At 66.4% G+C, this 16,833-nt stretch carries 14 protein-coding genes; 6 read left to right on the top strand and 8 right to left on the bottom strand.

From position 1 onward, the window contains the following. Positions 1–9 precede the first annotated feature (9 nt). The 6 genes from HU825_RS03020 to glcD all read right to left on the bottom strand — a co-directional run bounded on the left by HU825_RS03020 (position 10) and on the right by glcD (position 8,487). A complete protein-coding gene (locus HU825_RS03020) occupies positions 10–1,713 on the bottom strand; it encodes an L-lactate permease (protein ID WP_054094066.1) in 1,704 nt (567 codons plus the stop codon). 235 nt (positions 1,714–1,948) lie between these two features. Beyond that, positions 1,949–4,132 (bottom strand): malate synthase G, encoded by a 2,184-nt coding sequence (locus tag HU825_RS03025; protein ID WP_234302874.1) that lies wholly within the window; start codon positions 4,130–4,132, stop codon positions 1,949–1,951. A gap of 23 nt (positions 4,133–4,155) precedes the next feature. Then, entirely contained in the window at positions 4,156–4,560 is a 405-nt protein-coding gene (locus HU825_RS03030) for a heme-binding protein (protein ID WP_043299583.1), read from the bottom strand. Positions 4,561–4,705: 145 nt separating this feature from the next. Beyond that, entirely contained in the window at positions 4,706–5,923 is a 1,218-nt protein-coding gene (glcF, locus tag HU825_RS03035; protein ID WP_234302875.1) for a glycolate oxidase subunit GlcF, read from the bottom strand. Between the two features lie 6 nt (positions 5,924–5,929). Beyond that, positions 5,930–6,988, bottom strand: coding sequence for a glycolate oxidase subunit GlcE (gene glcE / locus HU825_RS03040; protein WP_234302876.1), 1,059 nt, complete (start codon positions 6,986–6,988; stop codon positions 5,930–5,932). Beyond that, positions 6,988–8,487 carry a glycolate oxidase subunit GlcD gene (glcD, locus tag HU825_RS03045; protein ID WP_234302877.1) on the bottom strand — a complete coding sequence of 500 codons (1,500 nt, stop codon included), beginning with the start codon at positions 8,485–8,487 and terminating at the stop codon, positions 6,988–6,990. The genes glcE and glcD overlap by 1 nt, the downstream gene beginning before the upstream one ends. 236 nt (positions 8,488–8,723) lie before the next feature. Between glcD and glcC the strand changes: the two genes are divergently transcribed. Then, positions 8,724–9,497, top strand: a complete 774-nt coding sequence (gene glcC / locus HU825_RS03050; protein ID WP_043299576.1) for a transcriptional regulator GlcC — start codon at positions 8,724–8,726, stop codon at positions 9,495–9,497. Between the two features lie 78 nt (positions 9,498–9,575). Here glcC and HU825_RS03055 read toward each other — a convergent pair whose 3' ends face one another. After that, a complete protein-coding gene (locus HU825_RS03055) occupies positions 9,576–10,520 on the bottom strand; it encodes a sensor domain-containing diguanylate cyclase (RefSeq protein ID WP_234302878.1) in 945 nt (314 codons plus the stop codon). Between the two features lie 133 nt (positions 10,521–10,653). On the opposite strand from HU825_RS03055, the gene HU825_RS03060 reads away from it, so the two are divergent. The 5 genes from HU825_RS03060 (at position 10,654) to HU825_RS03080 (ending at position 15,809) form a co-directional block, all read left to right on the top strand. Beyond that, entirely contained in the window at positions 10,654–11,193 is a 540-nt protein-coding gene (locus HU825_RS03060; RefSeq protein WP_077682176.1) for a chorismate--pyruvate lyase family protein, read from the top strand. A gap of 48 nt (positions 11,194–11,241) precedes the next feature. Continuing rightward, positions 11,242–12,138 (top strand): 4-hydroxybenzoate octaprenyltransferase, encoded by an 897-nt coding sequence (gene ubiA, locus HU825_RS03065; protein WP_234302879.1) that lies wholly within the window; start codon positions 11,242–11,244, stop codon positions 12,136–12,138. 182 nt (positions 12,139–12,320) lie between these two features. Then, the gene (gene phoB, locus HU825_RS03070) at positions 12,321–13,010 is read left to right on the top strand and encodes a phosphate regulon transcriptional regulator PhoB (protein ID WP_008569580.1); all 690 of its coding nucleotides are present in this window, start codon (positions 12,321–12,323) and stop codon (positions 13,008–13,010) included. A gap of 40 nt (positions 13,011–13,050) precedes the next feature. Then, on the top strand, positions 13,051–14,352 hold the full coding sequence (phoR, locus tag HU825_RS03075) for a phosphate regulon sensor histidine kinase PhoR (RefSeq protein ID WP_043295489.1): 1,302 nt from the start codon (positions 13,051–13,053) through the stop codon (positions 14,350–14,352). Between the two features lie 113 nt (positions 14,353–14,465). Further along, the gene (locus tag HU825_RS03080) at positions 14,466–15,809 is read left to right on the top strand and encodes a hemolysin family protein (protein ID WP_043295488.1); all 1,344 of its coding nucleotides are present in this window, start codon (positions 14,466–14,468) and stop codon (positions 15,807–15,809) included. Positions 15,810–15,827: 18 nt separating this feature from the next. Here HU825_RS03080 and HU825_RS03085 read toward each other — a convergent pair whose 3' ends face one another. Then, a complete protein-coding gene (locus HU825_RS03085) occupies positions 15,828–16,724 on the bottom strand; it encodes a peptidoglycan DD-metalloendopeptidase family protein (RefSeq protein ID WP_077682178.1) in 897 nt (298 codons plus the stop codon). Between the last annotated feature and the right edge of the window lie 109 nt (positions 16,725–16,833).

Raw genomic sequence — 16,833 nt, forward strand, 5'->3', positions numbered from 1 at the left:
GCTGCGTACTCAGCGGGCGACGCCCACCAGCGGATCGGTGATGCCCAGTACGTAGAAGCCTAGCAGGCCGATGCTGCCGGCCAGGACGAGGTAGTACAGCGTCGGCAGCATGGTCTTGCGCAAGGTGATGCCTTCGCGCCCGAGCAGGCCCACGGTAGCCGAAGCCGCGACCACGTTGTGGATGGCGATCATGTTGCCCGCCGCCGCGCCCACCGACTGCAGCGCCACCATCAGCGCACCGGACAGACCCAGCAGGCCCGCGGTGTTGAACTGGAACTGCGAGAGCATCAGGTTCGACACGGTGTTGGAACCGGCGATGAAGGCCCCCAGTGCACCCACCGCTGGCGCGAAGAACGGATACACCGAACCCACGCTGTCGGCCACCAGCTGCGCCATCGCCACCGGCATCGACACCAGATCGGAGCCGTTGACCCCCGAGTTGATCAGGATACGCACCATCGGAATGGTGAAGATCAGCACGAAGCCCGCGCCGAGCAGCGTCCGGCTCGACTCGTTGATCGCCGCCCCCAGCTCGCGCGCGCTCATGCGATGCAGGAAGAAGGTGATCGCCACGACGATGCAGAGGATGCCACCGGGCAGGTACAGCGGCTCCAGCGTACCGGAGACGCCGGCTTCACCGAGGATGTCCTTCCAGCCGAAGGAGAGCGACATCAACGCCGCCTTGACGTCCGGGAACACCCGCGAGATCACCAGGAATGCCGCCAGCAGCAGGTACGGCGCCCAGGCCATCGGCACGGAGATCGGCGTCTTGCCGGCGATGTCCTCGATCTTCATCTCGATCTTGCCCATCCACTCCGCCGGCCATTCGCTGGCCGGGGCAAAGTCCCAGCTCTGCTTGGGCAGCAGGAAGCCGGCCTTGGCCGCCGGTACGACGATGGCCAGACCGACCAGAGCACCGATGATCGAGGGGAATTCCGGACCGAGGAACACGCCGGCAGCGGCATACGGAATCACGAAGCAGAGGCCGGTGAAGATGGCGAACGGCGCCACCACCAGCCCTTCGGACCAGGACTTATTGCGGCCGAAGAAGCGCGTCATGATGCTGATCATGATCAGCGGCATGAGGATGCCGCACAGCGCATGGATGATCGCCACCCGCGAGAAGATCAGGTGGAAGAACACCTCCCAGTTACTGCCCACGGTCGCCAGCTGCGCGCTGATGCCGGTCTTGTCCAGACCCGCGCCGACACCGACCAGAATCGGCGTACCCACGGCACCGAAGGACACCGGCGTGGATTGCACCATCATGCCCAGCACCACCGCGGCCAGCGCCGGGAAGCCCAGCGCCACCAGCAACGGCGCCGCCACCGCCGCAGGCGTACCGAAGCCGGAGGCCCCTTCGATGAAGCAACCGAACAGCCAGGCCACGATCAGCGCCTGCACGCGACGGTCGGGGCTGATGTCGGAGAAGCCGCGCCGGATCGCCGAGATGCCACCGGAGTGTTTGAGGGTATTGAGCAGCAGGATCGCACCGAAGATGATCCAGAGGATCGCCGCGGTGAGGATCAACCCTTGCAAGGTAGAAGCGATGACCCGGTTGAGGGTCATGTCCCAGGCCAGCAGGCCGATCAGCGCAGTGAGGACGAAAACCAGCGGCATCGCGTACTTGGCCGGCCAACGAAAGCCGATCAGCAGGACACCCGCCAGCACCAGCGGCACGAAGGCCAGTATGGACAGTAGTGTTTGACTCATTAGTAGTCCCTGTTTTTGTTGTGAACCGCTTTTCTTATGTCCGGGCAAGCCCGGTGCCTTGCATGGAACCCCGCGCCGTCACGGCCTACGGCCGTCTGTTGCGGACCCCCCGGGTGCCTGCCGTACCGCGTGGCAGATCCCCATGCTCGAAAGCCCCGAACGCGAAAGCGGCGTCCGGGGCTCCTGTCTTGTACCGGCGGGAGACAAGCTCCCGCCTTGCCGTTCATGGCTCGCTTCAGGCCGGGTTGGCCGCCTTGAAGCGCTGGCGCCACTGGTGCAGCAGCGGCTCGGTATACCCGGCCGGCTGCTCGCGGCCCTTGAACACCAGGTCGCTGGCCGCCTGGAAGGCGATGGACTTGGCGTAGTCCGGCGCCATCGGGCGGTACAGCGGGTCGCCGGCGTTCTGCTGGTCGACCACCTTGGCCATGCGCTCCAGGGTTTCCTGCACCTGCCCGCGGCTGACCACGCCGTGGTGCAGCCAGTTGGCGATGTGCTGGCTGGAGATGCGCAGGGTGGCGCGGTCTTCCATCAGGCCGACATCGTGGATGTCCGGCACCTTGGAGCAACCGACGCCCTGCTCCACCCAGCGCACCACGTAACCGAGGATGCCCTGGCAGTTGTTGTCCAGCTCCTGCTGCTTCTCTTCGGCGCTCCACTTGTCCTCGGCGACCACCGGGATGGTCAGCAGGTCGCTGAGCAGTTGCTCGCGCTCGGCGGCCAGGTCGACCTTCTCCAGTTCGCGCTGCACCGCCTGCACGTCTACCTGATGGTAGTGCAGTGCGTGCAGAGTCGCGCCGGTGGGCGACGGCACCCAGGCGGTGTTGGCGCCGGATTTCGGATGGCCGATCTTCTGTTCGAGCATGGCGGCCATCAGATCCGGCATGGCCCACATGCCCTTTCCGATCTGCGCGCGCCCGGCGAGACCGCAGGCCAGGCCGACCAGCACGTTGTTGCGCTCGTAGGACTTGATCCACGGGGTGTTCTTCATGTCGCCCTTGCGCAGCACCGGGCCGGCTTCCATGCAGGTGTGCATCTCGTCGCCGGTACGGTCGAGGAAACCGGTGTTGATGAACGCCACACGGCTCTTGGCCGCCGCGATGCAGGCCTTGAGGTTGGCGCTGGTACGGCGCTCCTCGTCCATGATGCCCATCTTCAGGGTGAAGCGCGGCACGCCGATCAGGTCCTCGACGCGGCCGAACAGCTCGTCGGCGAAGGCGACTTCGGCCGGGCCGTGCATCTTCGGCTTGACGATGTAGAAGCTGCCGGTGCGCGAGTTGCCCTTGCGCGCCAGGTCATGCTTGGCGATCAGGCTGGTGAACACGCCGTCCATGATGCCTTCGGGGATCTCGCTGCCGTCTTCGAGCAGGATCGCCGGGTTGGTCATCAGGTGGCCGACGTTGCGGATGAACAGCAGCGAACGGCCGTGCAGCTTCAGCGTGCCGCCGTTCGGCGCGCTGTACTCGCGGTCCGGGTTGAGGCGGCGGACGAAGCTGGAATTGCCCTTGGCGACTTCCTCGCTGAGGGTGCCCTGCACGATGCCCAGCCAGTTGCGGTAGGCCAGCACCTTGTCGTCGGCATCCACCGCGGCGACCGAGTCCTCGCAGTCGAGGATGGTCGAGACCGCGGCTTCTATCAGCAGGTCTTTCACGCCGGCCGGGTCGGTCTGGCCGATCGGGCTGTTCGGGTCGATCTGGATCTCGATGTGCAAGCCGTTGTTCTTCAGCAGCACGGCGCGCGGCTCGACCGCTTCGCCCTGGAAGCCGACGAACTTCTCCGGTTGCTTGAGGCCGGTGACGGTGCCGTTTTCCAGGGTGATCTTCAGCTGGCCGTCCTGCACGCGGTAAGCGGTGGCGTCGGCGTGGCTGCCTTCAGCCAGCGGCGCGGCCTGGTCGAGCACGTTGCGCGCGTAGGCGATGACCTTGGCCCCGCGCACTTCGTTGTAGCCCGGCCCCTTCTGCGCGCCGCCTTCTTCGGAGATGGCGTCGGTGCCGTAGAGCGCGTCGTACAGCGAGCCCCAGCGGGCGTTGGCGGCGTTCAGCGCGTAGCGCGCGTTCATGATCGGCACCACCAGCTGCGGGCCGGCCTGGGTGGCGATCTCGCTGTCGACATTGGCGGTGTCGATCTTCACCTCGCCCGGCACCGGCAGCAGGTAGCCGATGGACTCGAGGAAGGCGCGGTAGGCGGCCATGTCCTTGATCGGGCCCGGGTTGGCCTTGTGCCAGGCGTCCAGTTCGAGCTGCAGCCGATCGCGCTCGGCGAGCAGGGCGCGGTTCTTCGGCGCCAGGTCGTGGGCCAGCTGGTCCAGGCCCCGCCAGAACGCGGTGGCGTCGATACCGGTGCCCGGCAGGACTTCGTCTTCGACAAAACGCTTGAGGTTGGCCGCGACCTGCAGGCGGCCCAGGGTTACACGCTCGGACATCTATTGTTCTCCTTGTGCCTGAATCAGTGAGCGAGGGCGGCAACGCCCGCCTTGGCGATCTGCGCGTCCTGCGCGGCAGTCACGCCGGACACGCCAACCGAACCGATGACCTGGCCGTCGACCACCAGCGGCACGCCGCCCTCCAGCGAGCAAACCACCGGCGCGGAGAGGAAGGCATTGCGGCCGTTGTTGACCATGTCCTCGTAGCCCTTGGTTTCGCGGCGACCGACGGCCGCGCTGCGGGCCTTCTCGGTAGCGATGTAGGAGGCGATCGGCGCGCAGCCGTCCAGACGCTCCAGCGCCAGCGGATGGCCGCCGTCGTCGGCGACGACGATGGTCACGGCCCAGCCGTTGGCCTGCGCTTCGGCACGGGCGGCGGCGAGGATGGCGGTCACTTCGGTCTGGCTCAGTACGGCTTTGCTTTTCATCTCGATTCTCCTGTCTGCGTATTTCGATTGTTCGGTTGGCGCGCGGCGGGCGGGCCGGAGTGGCTCGGTGGACATGCGCTGCGCGAGATGTCCACCCTACGGCTCGCGCGTCGTAGGGTGGAAAACGGCGCAGCCTTTTCCACGGTTAGCCCATCGATTCCTCGACCACTTCGATCCAGTGCTTGACCGGCGTGCGGCCGGCGCCATCGAGGTGGGTCTGGCAGCCGATGTTGGCGGTGACGATCACCTCCGGCTTGCCGCTCTCCAGTGCATGGAGTTTGTTGTCGCGCAGCTGGTGGGAAATCTCCGGCTGGGTGATCGAATAGCTGCCGGCCGAGCCACAGCACAGGTGCGCATCGGGCACCGCGGTGAGCTGGAAGCCCAGGCGGGTGAGCACGTCTTCGACCGCGCCGCCGAGCTTCTGCGCGTGCTGCAGGGTGCACGGGCAGTGGAAGGCCATGCGCTTGTCGGCGCGCACATCGAGCTTTTCCAGCTCGGCGCTGCGCAGCACCTCGACCAGATCCTTGGCCAGTTCGCTGACACGCGCGGCCTTGGCCGCGTAGGCCGGGTCATCCTTGAGCAGGTGGCCGTATTCCTTGACGAAGGCGCCACAGCCGCTGGCGGTCTGCACGATGGCTTCGGCACCGGCTTCGATGGCCGGCCACCAGGCGTCGATGTTGCGCCGCGCGCGGTCCAGGCCGGCCTCCTGGGCGTTGAGGTGGTAATCCACCGCGCCGCAGCAACCGGCCTCACGCGCCGGACTGACGCTGATGCCGAGGCGATCGAGCACCCGCGCGGCGGCGGCGTTGGTGGCCGGCGACAGGCTCGGCTGCACGCAGCCTTCGAGCATCAACACGCGACGGCTGTGCATCACCTGCGGGCGCGGCTTGGCCGGGCGGATCTCGCGCGGCAGGTGGTCCTTCAGCGAGGCCGGCATCAGCGGTTTCAGCGCATTGCCGGCACTGAGCAGCGCCTTGAACAGGCCAGGACGCGGGATCACCGTGCGCAGACCGCTACGCAGCAGGCGCTCGCCGCTGGAACGCGGCACCTGGCGCTCGATGAAGTCGCGGCCGATGTCCAGCAGGTTGTGGTACTTCACCCCGGACGGGCAGGTGGTCTCGCAGTTGCGGCAGGTCAGGCAGCGGTCCAGGTGCAACTGGGTGCTCTCGGTCACCTCGCCGCCTTCGAGCATCTGCTTCATCAGGTAGATGCGCCCGCGCGGGCCGTCCAGCTCGTCACCGAGCAACTGATAGGTCGGGCAGGTGGCGTTGCAGAAACCGCAGTGCACGCAGGAGCGCAGGATGCTCTCGGCTTCCTCGGCGCGCGGCAGTTGCTTGGCGGCTTCGCTCAGATTCGTTTGCATACGTCGTCAGACCTCGGAATACATGCGGCCGGGGTTGAAGATCCCCTGCGGGTCGAGCGCGGCCTTGAGCTGGCGGTGATAGCGCAGCAGCGGTGCGGACAGCGGCTGGAACGGATTGGCCGTCGCGCCCGCGGTGAAGCAGCTGGCGTGGCCGCCGACCTCGACGGCGATGCCGCGTACGGTCACCGCATCGGCATCGGTCTTTAGCCAGCGCTGGGCGCCGGCCCAGTCCACCAGATGCTCGCCCGGCAGGTTGAGCGCCGGCGTGTTGTTCGGCAGCGACAGCCGCCACAGCGGCCGTGCGTCGGCAAAGAACGCCAGGCGCTGCTCGCGCAGCTCGCTCCAGTAACCGGCGTCCAGATCGTCGCCACCGATGCGCTCGCGCGCGGCGTTGACCGAACCTTCGCCGCCTTCCAGGCGCAGGTTGAGGAATCGCCCGTCATGGCTGGCCGCGCTGATCGGCACCGGCTGCTGGCCCCACTCGGCGAGCTTGAGCAGCGCGCGCTCCAGATCGATCTCGAGACGCAGGCTGGTGCACTGGCGCGGCTTGGGCAGCACCTTGAGCGAAACTTCGGTGAGCACGCCGAGGCAGCCGAAGCTGCCGGCCATCAGGCGCGACAGGTCGTAGCCGGCGACGTTCTTCATCACCTCACCACCGAAGCGCAGGTGCTTGCCCTGCCCGGTGATGATCCGCGTGCCGAGGACAAAATCGCGGACCGAACCGCTCCACGGCCGGCGCGGGCCGGACAGCCCGGCAGCGATCATGCCGCCGACCGTGGCGCCTTCGCCGAAATGCGGCGGCTCACAGGGCAGCATCTGCCCGGCGGCATCCAGCGCGGCTTCCAGCTCGGCCAGCGGGGTGCCGGCACGCGCGGTGATCACCAGTTCGGTGGGGTCGTAGCTGACGATGCCGCGATGGGCGCGCACGTCGAGCAACTGGCCCTCGACCGCGCGACCGAGGAAGGCCTTGCTGCCGCTGCCCTGGATGCGCAGCGGGGTCTTGCTCGCCAGCGCCTGGTTGACCTGTTCCAGCAACTGCTCGCTGGCATCGAATGAAACCGTCATCAAAAGCGCTCCAGTTCGGGGAAGGGCAGTTCGCCGTTGTGGATATGCATGCGGCCGAACTCGGCGCAGCGGTGCAGGGTCGGGATGTTCTTGCCAGGGTTGAGCAGGCCACTCGGGTCGAAGGCCGCCTTCACCGCGTGGAACAGGGTCAGTTCGTCGCTGTTGAACTGCGCGCACATCTGGTTGATCTTCTCGCGCCCGACGCCGTGCTCGCCGGTGATGCTGCCGCCGACCTTGACGCAGAGTTCGAGGATCTTGCCGCCGAGGTCCTCGGCACGCTCCAGCTCACCGGGCTGGTTGGCATCGAAGAGGATCAGCGGGTGCATGTTGCCGTCGCCGGCGTGAAACACGTTGGCCACGCGCAGACCGAACTGCTCGGACAGCTCGGCGATGCCACGCAGCACGCCCGGCAGCTCGCGCCGCGGGATGGTGCCGTCCATGCAGTAGTAGTCCGGCGAAATGCGCCCGACCGCCGGGAAGGCGTTCTTGCGTCCGGCCCAGAAACGCACGCGCTCGGCTTCGTCTTTCGCCAGGCGCACTTCGGTGGCGCCGGCCAGCTTGAGCACTTCGCTGACGCGCGCGCAGTCGTCGTGCACGTCGGCTTCGACGCCGTCCAGCTCGCAGAGCAGGATCGCCTCGGCATCCACCGGGTAGCCGGCGTGGATGAAGTCTTCGGCAGCGCGGATCGACAGGTTGTCCATCATCTCCAGCCCGCCGGGGATGATGCCGGCGGCGATGATGTCGCCCACCGCACGCCCGGCCTTCTCCACCGAGTCGAACGCGGCCAGCAGCACCTTGGCCACCTGCGGCTTGGGCAGCAGCTTGACGGTCACCTCGGTGACGATGCCGAGCATGCCCTCGGAGCCGGTGAACAGCGCCAGCAGGTCGAAGCCCGGCGAGTCCAGCGCGTCCGAGCCGAGCACCATGCGCTCGCCTTCGACGGTGAGGATTTCCACCTTGAGCAGGTTGTGCACAGTCAGGCCGTACTTCAGGCAGTGCACGCCGCCGGCGTTCTCGGCGACGTTGCCGCCGATCGAGCAGGCGATCTGCGACGACGGGTCCGGCGCGTAGTACAGCTCGTAGGGCGCGGCGGCCTGGGAAATCGCCAGGTTGCGCACGCCGGGCTGAACGCGGGCGAAGCGCCCGGCCGGATCGACTTCGAGAATCTTGTTGAAGCGCGCCATCACCAGCAGGATGCCCTGCTCCAGCGGCAGCGCACCGCCGGACAGACCGGTACCGGCGCCGCGGGCGACCACCGGCACGCCGCGCTGGTGGCAGAGCTTGAGCAGCGTTTCGACCTGCTCGACGCGCTCGGGCAGCACCACCAGCATCGGCGTGGTGCGGTAGGCCGACAGGCCGTCGCATTCGTACGGCTTGAGGTCTTCGCCGCGATGGAGGATTTCCAGGTCCGGCAGCGTGCGCTGCAGCTCGGCCAGCAGGGCGGCCTTGTCGACCTTGGGCAACGCGCCGTCGACGCGTTCGTCGTAGAGGATATTCATGCAGATTCGCCGCTCTCGTACGGTCACCCCAGCACGGCCGCTGCGGTGAGATGCCGCATGTTTAGCCTGCGCGACGCCGACACGTCCATGCCGGCGCCAACTGGTCCTACCAGTTTCTGTAGTGATAGCCGCTCAAGCACTACCTGAATACCAGGCAAGCCGCCATTTCTGCACGCAGGAAGCTACTCGGGGTAAACTGTCCGCAAACTGGTCCTACCAGCAGTGAGAGCACCTGCATGTTGAGCGAAAAGAACAATGACCGTCGTCAAGTCGCTGACGTGGTCGCCGAGCGGATCGAGCGCCTGATCGTCGATGGCGTGCTCAAAGCCGGCCAGGCACTGCCTTCGGAGCGGCGCCTGTGCGAGAAACTCGGCATCTCACGCTCGGCCCTGCGCGAGGGCCTGCGCGTGCTGCGCGGGCGCGGGATCATCGAGACGGCGCAGGGTCGCGGCTCCTTCGTTGCGCAGCTGTCGGACAAGCGCGATGCCAGTCCGCTGATGCACCTGTTCAATTCGCAGCCGCGCACGTTGTACGACCTGCTGGAAGTGCGCGCGCTACTGGAAGGCGAATCGGCGCGGCTCGCCGCGCTGCGCGGCACCGATGCCGATTTCGTGCTGCTGCGCCGGCGCTACGAGGAAATGCTCGCCGCCCATTCCGACGTGCAGGACGCCGACCCGCGCGAGCACGCGCGCCTGGACCATGCCTTTCACCTGGCCATCTGCGAGGCCTCGCACAATCCGGTGCTGGTACACACCCTGCAGTCGCTCACCGACCTGATGCTGTCCACCGTGTTCGCCTCGGTGAACAACCTCTATCACCGCCCGGTGCAGAAGCGGCAGATCGACCGCCAGCACTCGCGGCTGTTCCACGCGGTCACCGAACGCCTGCCCGACCAGGCGCAACGCGCCGCGCGCGACCACGTGCACGGCATTCGCGACAACCTGCGGGAGATCGAACAGGAAGAACAACGCCTGGTGCGAGCCACCATGCGCCTGGAAGGCTGGGCGTAAACCCGAACTGGAACGGATGGACGTAGGGTGAATGTCGTTTTACATCCACCCTGGCGCGCTGGGCGAGTCGCCTTCGGGCTAAGCCAGTACCGCCTGGTTGCGCCCCTGATGCTTGGCCTTGTAGAGCAGGCGATCCACCCTTTCGAGAAAGGCCTGGGGCTGGTCGAGCGGGCCCGGGATGAGGGTACCCACGCCGAGACTGATCGTCAGCAGCGGTGCGACCTGGGAGTGGGCGTGCTGGATGTTCTGCCCGCGAATCAGCTGGCGACAGCGCTCGGCAACCTGGGCCGCGGCCTGGGCATCGGTCTCTGGCAGCAACAGGACAAACTCTTCACCGCCATAACGGGCCAGCAGATCACGCGGGCGCACGGCGGCCCCGCTCAGGGCTTGGCCAACGCTTTTCAGGCAATCGTCGCCGCGCACATGACCATAGTGATCGTTGTACTGCTTGAAGTAGTCGATATCCAACAGGATCAGCGACAGCGGCAGTCTGTTGCGCTGGGCGTTGCTCCACTCCATCTGCAAGCGGTTGTCGAACATGCGCCGGTTGGCCACGCCGGTAAGGCCATCCTGATAGGAGAGTTCTTCCAGCTGTTTCTGCAGCTGCAACAGCTGTTGCTCGGTCTGCTTGCGCTCGCTGATGTCGAACATGAAGCCGACCAGCGCTTCGACCTCGCCCGCGGCATTGCGCAGCACATGCACCACATCGCGAATCCACACATAGCGGCCGTCGCGGGTCAGAGCGCGATAGTCGGCCTCGTGGTCGAGGCCTGACTGGGACTGCGCCACACAGAAATTCACCACCCACTCGCGGTCTTCCGGGTGCATGCGCTCGGCCCAGTCATTGGCGCTCAGCCAACTGCCCTGCGGCCAGCCCAGCAGGGCTTCGATCTGCGGGCCGATATAGGCAAACGTCATGGTGGCCCAGTCGATCTTCCAGGGAATGGCCTTGGTCGATTCGAGCAGTGTCTTGTACACCGCACTATCGTTGATCATCGAGCCGTTCATCATCGAGTCGTGCATGGCGGACCTTCCGGGCGGGGCATGCGCAGGGTTGTAACCAACATCGGCAACCCGTGCAACCGGCGCAGTCAGCGCGCTTGCCGGCTTTCTTGTTAGACTCCCCGCCTTTCCTGAATCGCACCCTCTATCGCCCGTGCCCGAACTCCACACCTGGCTGACCGCCAACCAACTGCCGACGCCGCTCGATCCGCTGCAGCATGACTGGCTCTATGTCGACAAGGGCTCGCTGACCCGTCGCCTGACCGAGCTGGCCGCCGGCGCCTTCAGCGTGATCCCGCTGCACCAGGCCTGGGAGCCGTTGCGCGACGACGAGTGTGTCGCGCTCGGAGTGGCGCCCGGCAGCCAGGGCTGGGTGCGCGAAGTCTACCTGTGCGGCCACGGCCGGCCCTGGGTATTCGCCCGCAGCGTCGCCGCGCGCGCCGCGCTGGAGCGTTCCGGCATGGACCTGCAGGGCCTCGGCAGTCGCTCGCTCGGCGAACTGCTGTTCAGCGATCCGGCGTTCGCCCGCGGCACGCTAGAAGCCTGCCGCTACCCCGCCGCCTGGCTGCCGCCGGAGCATCGCCAGCCCGACCTGTGGGCGCGCCGCTCGCGCTTCAGCCGCGAGCACCTCGGCGTGCTGGTGGCGGAGGTATTCCTGCCCGAACTCTGGCAAGCCGCCGGCATCGCGCCATGAGCCGCGCTGCCCGCGCCTGATTCGTCATCTTCCGCACGGAGACCGCCGATGTATCTGAAACTCCTGCAATCGTGCAATCGCCTGCACCCACGCGCCTGGGACTTCATCCAGCTGACACGCATGGACAAGCCGATCGGCATCTACCTGCTGCTGTGGCCGACCCTCACCGCGCTGTGGATCGCCGCCGAGGGCGTGCCGAGTCTCAAGCATCTGTTCATCTTCAGCGCCGGCGTGGTGCTGATGCGCGCCGCCGGCTGCGTGATCAACGATTTCGCCGACCGCAATTTCGACGGCCACGTGCAGCGCACCAGCAACCGCCCGCTGGCCACCGGGCGCATCCGCGTGCGCGAGGCCTGGATACTGTTCGCCGTGCTGGTGACACTGGCCTTCGGCCTGGTGCTGCTGACCAACGCACTCACGGTCTGGCTGTCGTTCGGCGCGCTGGCGGTCGCCTCGCTGTATCCGTTCATGAAGCGCTACACCTACTACCCGCAGGTGGTGCTCGGTGCGGCGTACTCGTGGGGCATCCTGATGTGCTTCACCGCCACCCGCGGCACGCTGCCGCCGGAGGCCTGGCTGCTGTTCATCGCCAACGTGGTGTGGACGGTGGCCTACGACACCTACTACGCCATGGCCGACCGCGAGGACGATCTGAAGATCGGCATCCGCTCCACCGCCATCCTGTTCGGCGATGCCGACCGGGTGATCATCCTCGGCCTGCAGGGCCTGATGCTGTTCTGTCTGCTGCTGGCTGGCGCGCGCTTCGAGCTGGGGCAATGGTTCCACCTCGGCCTGGCGCTCGCCGCCGCCTGCTACCTGTGGGAATTCCATTACACCCGCTCACGCGACCGGCAGCGCTGTTTCGCCGCCTTCCTGCACAACCACTGGGCCGGCCTGGCGATCTTCGCCGGCATCGTGGCGGATTACGCGCTCAAGGCCGGCTGAACTGCGCTGAGTCAACGTGCGCGATTTTGTGGGCAACAGGCAGCTATCGCGCAAAAAACAGCCAGCCAATGGCGCTTTGATGGCACGCCGGCCGACCTCGCCAGCCGCTGCCCTCGTGCTGTCACATCGCTGCAATAATTCCGTTATCTAATGCCGAACGACAGAATGACCGAGGCGTGACCATGAACGGCAAGAGCATACTGATCGTCGACGACGAAGCGCCGATCCGCGAGATGATCGTCGTCGCCCTGGAAATGGCCGGCTACGAATGCCTGGAGGCGGAAAACAGCCAGCAGGCCCATGCGCTGATCATCGATCGCCAGCCCGATCTGATCCTGCTCGACTGGATGCTGCCCGGTACCTCTGGCATCGAGCTGGCGCGGCGCCTCAAGCGCGACGAGCTGACCGCCGACACCCCGATCATCATGCTCACCGCCAAGGGCGAAGAGGACAACAAGATCCAGGGCCTGGAAGTCGGCGCCGACGACTACATCACCAAGCCGTTCTCCCCCCGCGAGCTGGTAGCGCGCCTGAAGGCCGTGCTGCGCCGCGCCGCGCCGACCGACAGCGAGGCGCCCATCGAGGTTGGCGGCCTGCTGCTGGACCCGATCAGCCACCGCGTCACCATCGACGGCAAGCCGGCCGAGATGGGCCCGACCGAATACCGTCTGTTGCAGTTCTTCATGACGCACCAGGAGCGCGCCTATACTCGCGGCCAACTGCTGGATCAGGTCTGGGGCGGCAACGTCTATGTCGAGGAGCGCACCGTCGACGTGCATATCCGCCGACTGCGCAAGGCGCTTGGCGAGGCTTACGAGAACCTGGTCCAGACCGTACGCGGCACCGGCTATCGCTTCTCCAGCAAGGTCTGACACCTCACCGCCACCCTACCGTCCGCATGGAGCTTCTCGGTTGAACCAGAACTGGCAAGGCACGCTCGTCCGCCGTCTCCTGCTCCTGCTGGGCGCCTGCCTGCTGCTCGGGCTGGTCACTGGCGAATACGCCTGGATGCTCGTGCTCGGTCTGGGCGGCTATCTGGGCTGGACCTTCCATCAGCTGCGCCGCCTGCAGCACTGGCTGCAGCGCAAGGATGCCGACCAGCCACCCCCCGATGCCGCCGGCGTCTGGGGCGAGGTGTTCGACAACCTCTACCAGCTGCAACGCCGCGACCTGCGCCTGCGCGGCCAGCTGCAGGCGGTGATCGACCGCGTGCAGGGCTCCACCGCGGCACTGAAGGACGCGGTGATCATGCTCGACAGCGACGGCAACCTGGAATGGTGGAACATCGCCGCCGACCGCCTGCTCGGCCTGAAGAAACCGCAGGACATCGGCCACCCGATCACCAACCTGGTACGCCATCCGCGCTTCAAGGACTACTTCGAGGGCGGCCAGTACGACGAGCCGCTGGAGCTGCCGGCGCCGGTCAACGACCGCCTGCGCCTGCAGATCACCATCACCCGCTACGGCAACAGCGAACGCCTGCTGGTGGTGCGTGACGTCACGCGGGTGCATCAGCTCGAGCAGATGCGCAAGGACTTCGTCGCCAACGTTTCCCATGAGCTGCGCACGCCGCTGACGGTGATCGCCGGCTATCTGGAGACGTTGCTGGACAACCCGGAGCAGATCAATCCGCGCCTGCTGCGCGCGCTGCAGCAGATGAACCAGCAGACCGATCGCATGCAACACCTGATCAATGACCTGCTGCTGCTGGCCAAGCTCGAAGCCAGCAACCGGCCGACCGACAACCAGCCGATCGCCGTCGCGCCGCTGCTGCAATCGATAACCAGCGACGCGCGCGCCCTTTCCGGCAGCCACGCGCACCGCATCAGCCTCGACGCCGACGCCGCGCTGTGGCTCAAGGGCAGCGAGACCGAGCTGCGCAGTGCGTTCTCCAATCTGGTGTTCAACGCGGTGAAATACACGCCTGGCGGCGGCGATATTCACATCCGCTGGTGGAGCAACGAGGCCGGCGCGCACCTGAGCGTGGAGGATTCCGGCCTGGGTATCGAGCCCAAGCACCTGCCGCGGCTGACCGAGCGCTTCTATCGCGTCGACTCCAGCCGCGCGAGCAATACCGGCGGCACCGGTCTCGGCCTGGCGATCGTCAAGCACGTGCTGCTGCGCCATCAGGGTCGGCTGGACATCAACAGCTCGCCGGGCAAAGGCAGCACCTTTACTTGCCATTTTCCGACGTCACAGATCGCGCAGCGCTGACGACCGGGGCGCCGGCGGATCCCACGGCGCAACCACGCGATCGTCGGATGGTTGCTTGAAAAGCCCGCGCGCCGCCCCCATTCTGAGCGCTCCATTGCCATCCAGAACACCCCATGGACCCTTCCCCCAGTTACGTTGCACCCTCCTATTTCGCTGATTTCGGCCTGATTCTGTTTGCCCTTTTCCTCGTCCTGCTCAACGGCTTCTTCGTCGCCGCCGAGTTCGCCATGGTCAAGCTGCGCGCCACCAAGGTAGAGGCGATCGCCAGTCAGCACGGCTGGCGCGGGCACATCCTGCGCACCGTACATAACCAGCTGGATGCCTACCTGTCGGCCTGCCAGCTGGGTATCACCCTGGCGTCGCTGGGGCTTGGCTGGGTGGGCGAGCCGGCATTTGCCCACCTGCTCGAACCGCTGCTGGCGCTGGTCGGCATCGACAACCAAGCGCTGGTGCACGGCATTGCCTTCTTCACCGCGTTCTTCATCATCTCCTACCTGCACATCGTGGTCGGCGAGCTGGCGCCCAAGTCCTGGGCAATCCGCAAGCCCGAACTGCTGTCGCTGTGGACGGCCGTGCCGCTGTACCTGTTCTACTGGTTGATGTACCCGGCGATCTACCTGCTCAACGCCAGCGCCAACGCCATCCTGCGCCTGGCCGGCCAGGGCGAGCCGGGCGCGCACCACGAGCACCACTACAGCCGCGAGGAGCTGAAGCTGATCCTGCACTCCAACCGCGCGCTGAACCCGAGCGACCAGCAGATTCAGGTACTGGCTTCGGCGGTGGAGATGAGCGAGCTGGAGGTGGTCGACTGGGCCAACTCCCGCGAGGATCTGCTGCAGCTGGAGCACGACGCACCGCTCGGCGACATCCTCGACACCATCCGCCGCCACAAGTACAGCCGCTACCCGGTGTACGACAGCAGCCAGGGCGAGTACGTCGGCCTGCTGCACATCAAGGACCTGCTGCTGGCGCTGGCCGAGGACGAACGACTGGCCGAGCACTTCGACCTGCACGATCTGCTGCGGCCGCTGGAACGTGTCTCCAAGCACATGCCGCTCAACGTGCTGCTCAACCAATTCCGCCAGGGGGGCGCGCATTTCGTGCTGGTGGAGGAAGGCGATCACAAGGTGATTGGCTTCCTGACCATGGAAGACGTGCTCGAGGTGCTGGTCGGCGACATCCAGGACGAGCACCGCAAGACCGAGCGCGGCATCCTCGCCTACCAGCCCGGCAAGTTGCTGGTGCGCGGCGACACGCCACTGTTCAAGGTCGAGCGTCTGCTGAATGTCGACCTCGACCATGTCGAGGCCGAAACGCTGGCTGGCCTGATCTACGAAACCCTCAAGCGGGTTCCCGAGGAAAACGAGGAGCTGCAGGTCGAAGGCCTGCAGATCGTGGTCAAGAAGATGCGCGGGCCGAAGATCGTGCTGGCCAAGGTACTTCGCCAGGAGTCCTAGCAACCGCAGCGGCGTCGGTTACTCGCCGCCCACCGCGAAATTCGGCAGGCTGTCGACCGGCTGGGAGAAGGCGAAGGGAATCGACTCGACCGCCAGGCCGACGTTGCGTTGCACGACGAAATGCAGGTGCGGCCCGGTGCTGTTGCCGGTATTGCCGGAGCGTGCCAGGCGCGTGCCGGTGGCCACCCGCTGACCTTCCTGCACCGTCACCGAGCCCTTCATCAGGTGCAGGTAGACGCCCATCGTGCCGTCGTCGTGCAGGATGCGCACGAAGTTGCCGGCCGGGTTGGTACCACGCCCGCTCTGCTGATTTTCCACCTTCACCACCATGCCGCCACGCGCCGCGATGATCGGCGTGCCCTCGGGCATGGCGATATCCACCGCATGCCGCCCCTTGGGCGTGAAGTGGCTGTACTGGCCGTTGGCGCCCTGGGTCAGGCGGAACGGCCCGCCACGCCAGGGCAGCGGATACTTATAGGGCTTGGGCAGCAGTCGCGGATCGCCCAGCGCATGACGCAGCTTGGGCGTGTAGCGGAGCGGCTTGCTGGCATCGCGCGGCGCCAGCGTGGCCAGGCGAATCTGGCTGCGCGGCGGCAGCACCCAGCGGATCGGCTCGGCCGGGGCACCCACCGCATTGCTGACCCCCTCCAGCTTCAGCTCGATATCCACCGGGGCGAACAGGTCGTTGCGCACCACCAGCGTTTCACCGGCCGCATGCTTGCGGGTTTCCAGCTTCACCTGATTGTCGAGCTTCTCCACCATGCGGTCGCGGAAGACGAACACCTGCGAACCGGGCGCAGCCTGGTCGCTGTAGGTCACCACGCCATTGGCATCGGTGTACTTGTAGATGGTCAGAGCCAGCGCGGGCGAGGCCAGCAGCGACAGCCCGAGCAAAGGAAGAAGACGCCCCAGCATAACGGCAGTTCTAGTCGTGAAGTCTGTTGGAGGGCGAAGACTAGCAGCGCCGCCAGGACGCCGCGAGCCACCGACCGTCGGGGTGTGAAGCCGGTCAGCTTGTGCACGG

Source organism: Pseudomonas phenolilytica, assembly GCF_021432765.1.
GTDB lineage: Bacteria > Pseudomonadota > Gammaproteobacteria > Pseudomonadales > Pseudomonadaceae > Stutzerimonas > Stutzerimonas phenolilytica.

Excerpts from the sequence above, each read along its gene's own strand:
- HU825_RS03020 (WP_054094066.1), bottom strand. The coding sequence starts at position 1,713 with ATGAGTCAAACACTACTGTCCATACTGGCCTTCGTGCCGCTGGTGCTG.
- HU825_RS03025 (WP_234302874.1), bottom strand. The coding sequence starts at position 4,132 with ATGTCCGAGCGTGTAACCCTGGGCCGCCTGCAGGTCGCGGCCAACCTC.
- HU825_RS03030 (WP_043299583.1), bottom strand. The coding sequence starts at position 4,560 with ATGAAAAGCAAAGCCGTACTGAGCCAGACCGAAGTGACCGCCATCCTC.
- glcF (WP_234302875.1), bottom strand. The coding sequence starts at position 5,923 with ATGCAAACGAATCTGAGCGAAGCCGCCAAGCAACTGCCGCGCGCCGAG.
- glcE (WP_234302876.1), bottom strand. The coding sequence starts at position 6,988 with ATGACGGTTTCATTCGATGCCAGCGAGCAGTTGCTGGAACAGGTCAAC.
- glcD (WP_234302877.1), bottom strand. The coding sequence starts at position 8,487 with ATGAATATCCTCTACGACGAACGCGTCGACGGCGCGTTGCCCAAGGTC.
- glcC (WP_043299576.1), top strand. The coding sequence starts at position 8,724 with ATGTTGAGCGAAAAGAACAATGACCGTCGTCAAGTCGCTGACGTGGTC.
- HU825_RS03055 (WP_234302878.1), bottom strand. The coding sequence starts at position 10,520 with ATGCACGACTCGATGATGAACGGCTCGATGATCAACGATAGTGCGGTG.
- ubiA (WP_234302879.1), top strand. The coding sequence starts at position 11,242 with ATGTATCTGAAACTCCTGCAATCGTGCAATCGCCTGCACCCACGCGCC.
- phoB (WP_008569580.1), top strand. The coding sequence starts at position 12,321 with ATGAACGGCAAGAGCATACTGATCGTCGACGACGAAGCGCCGATCCGC.
- HU825_RS03080 (WP_043295488.1), top strand. The coding sequence starts at position 14,466 with ATGGACCCTTCCCCCAGTTACGTTGCACCCTCCTATTTCGCTGATTTC.
- HU825_RS03085 (WP_077682178.1), bottom strand. The coding sequence starts at position 16,724 with ATGCTGGGGCGTCTTCTTCCTTTGCTCGGGCTGTCGCTGCTGGCCTCG.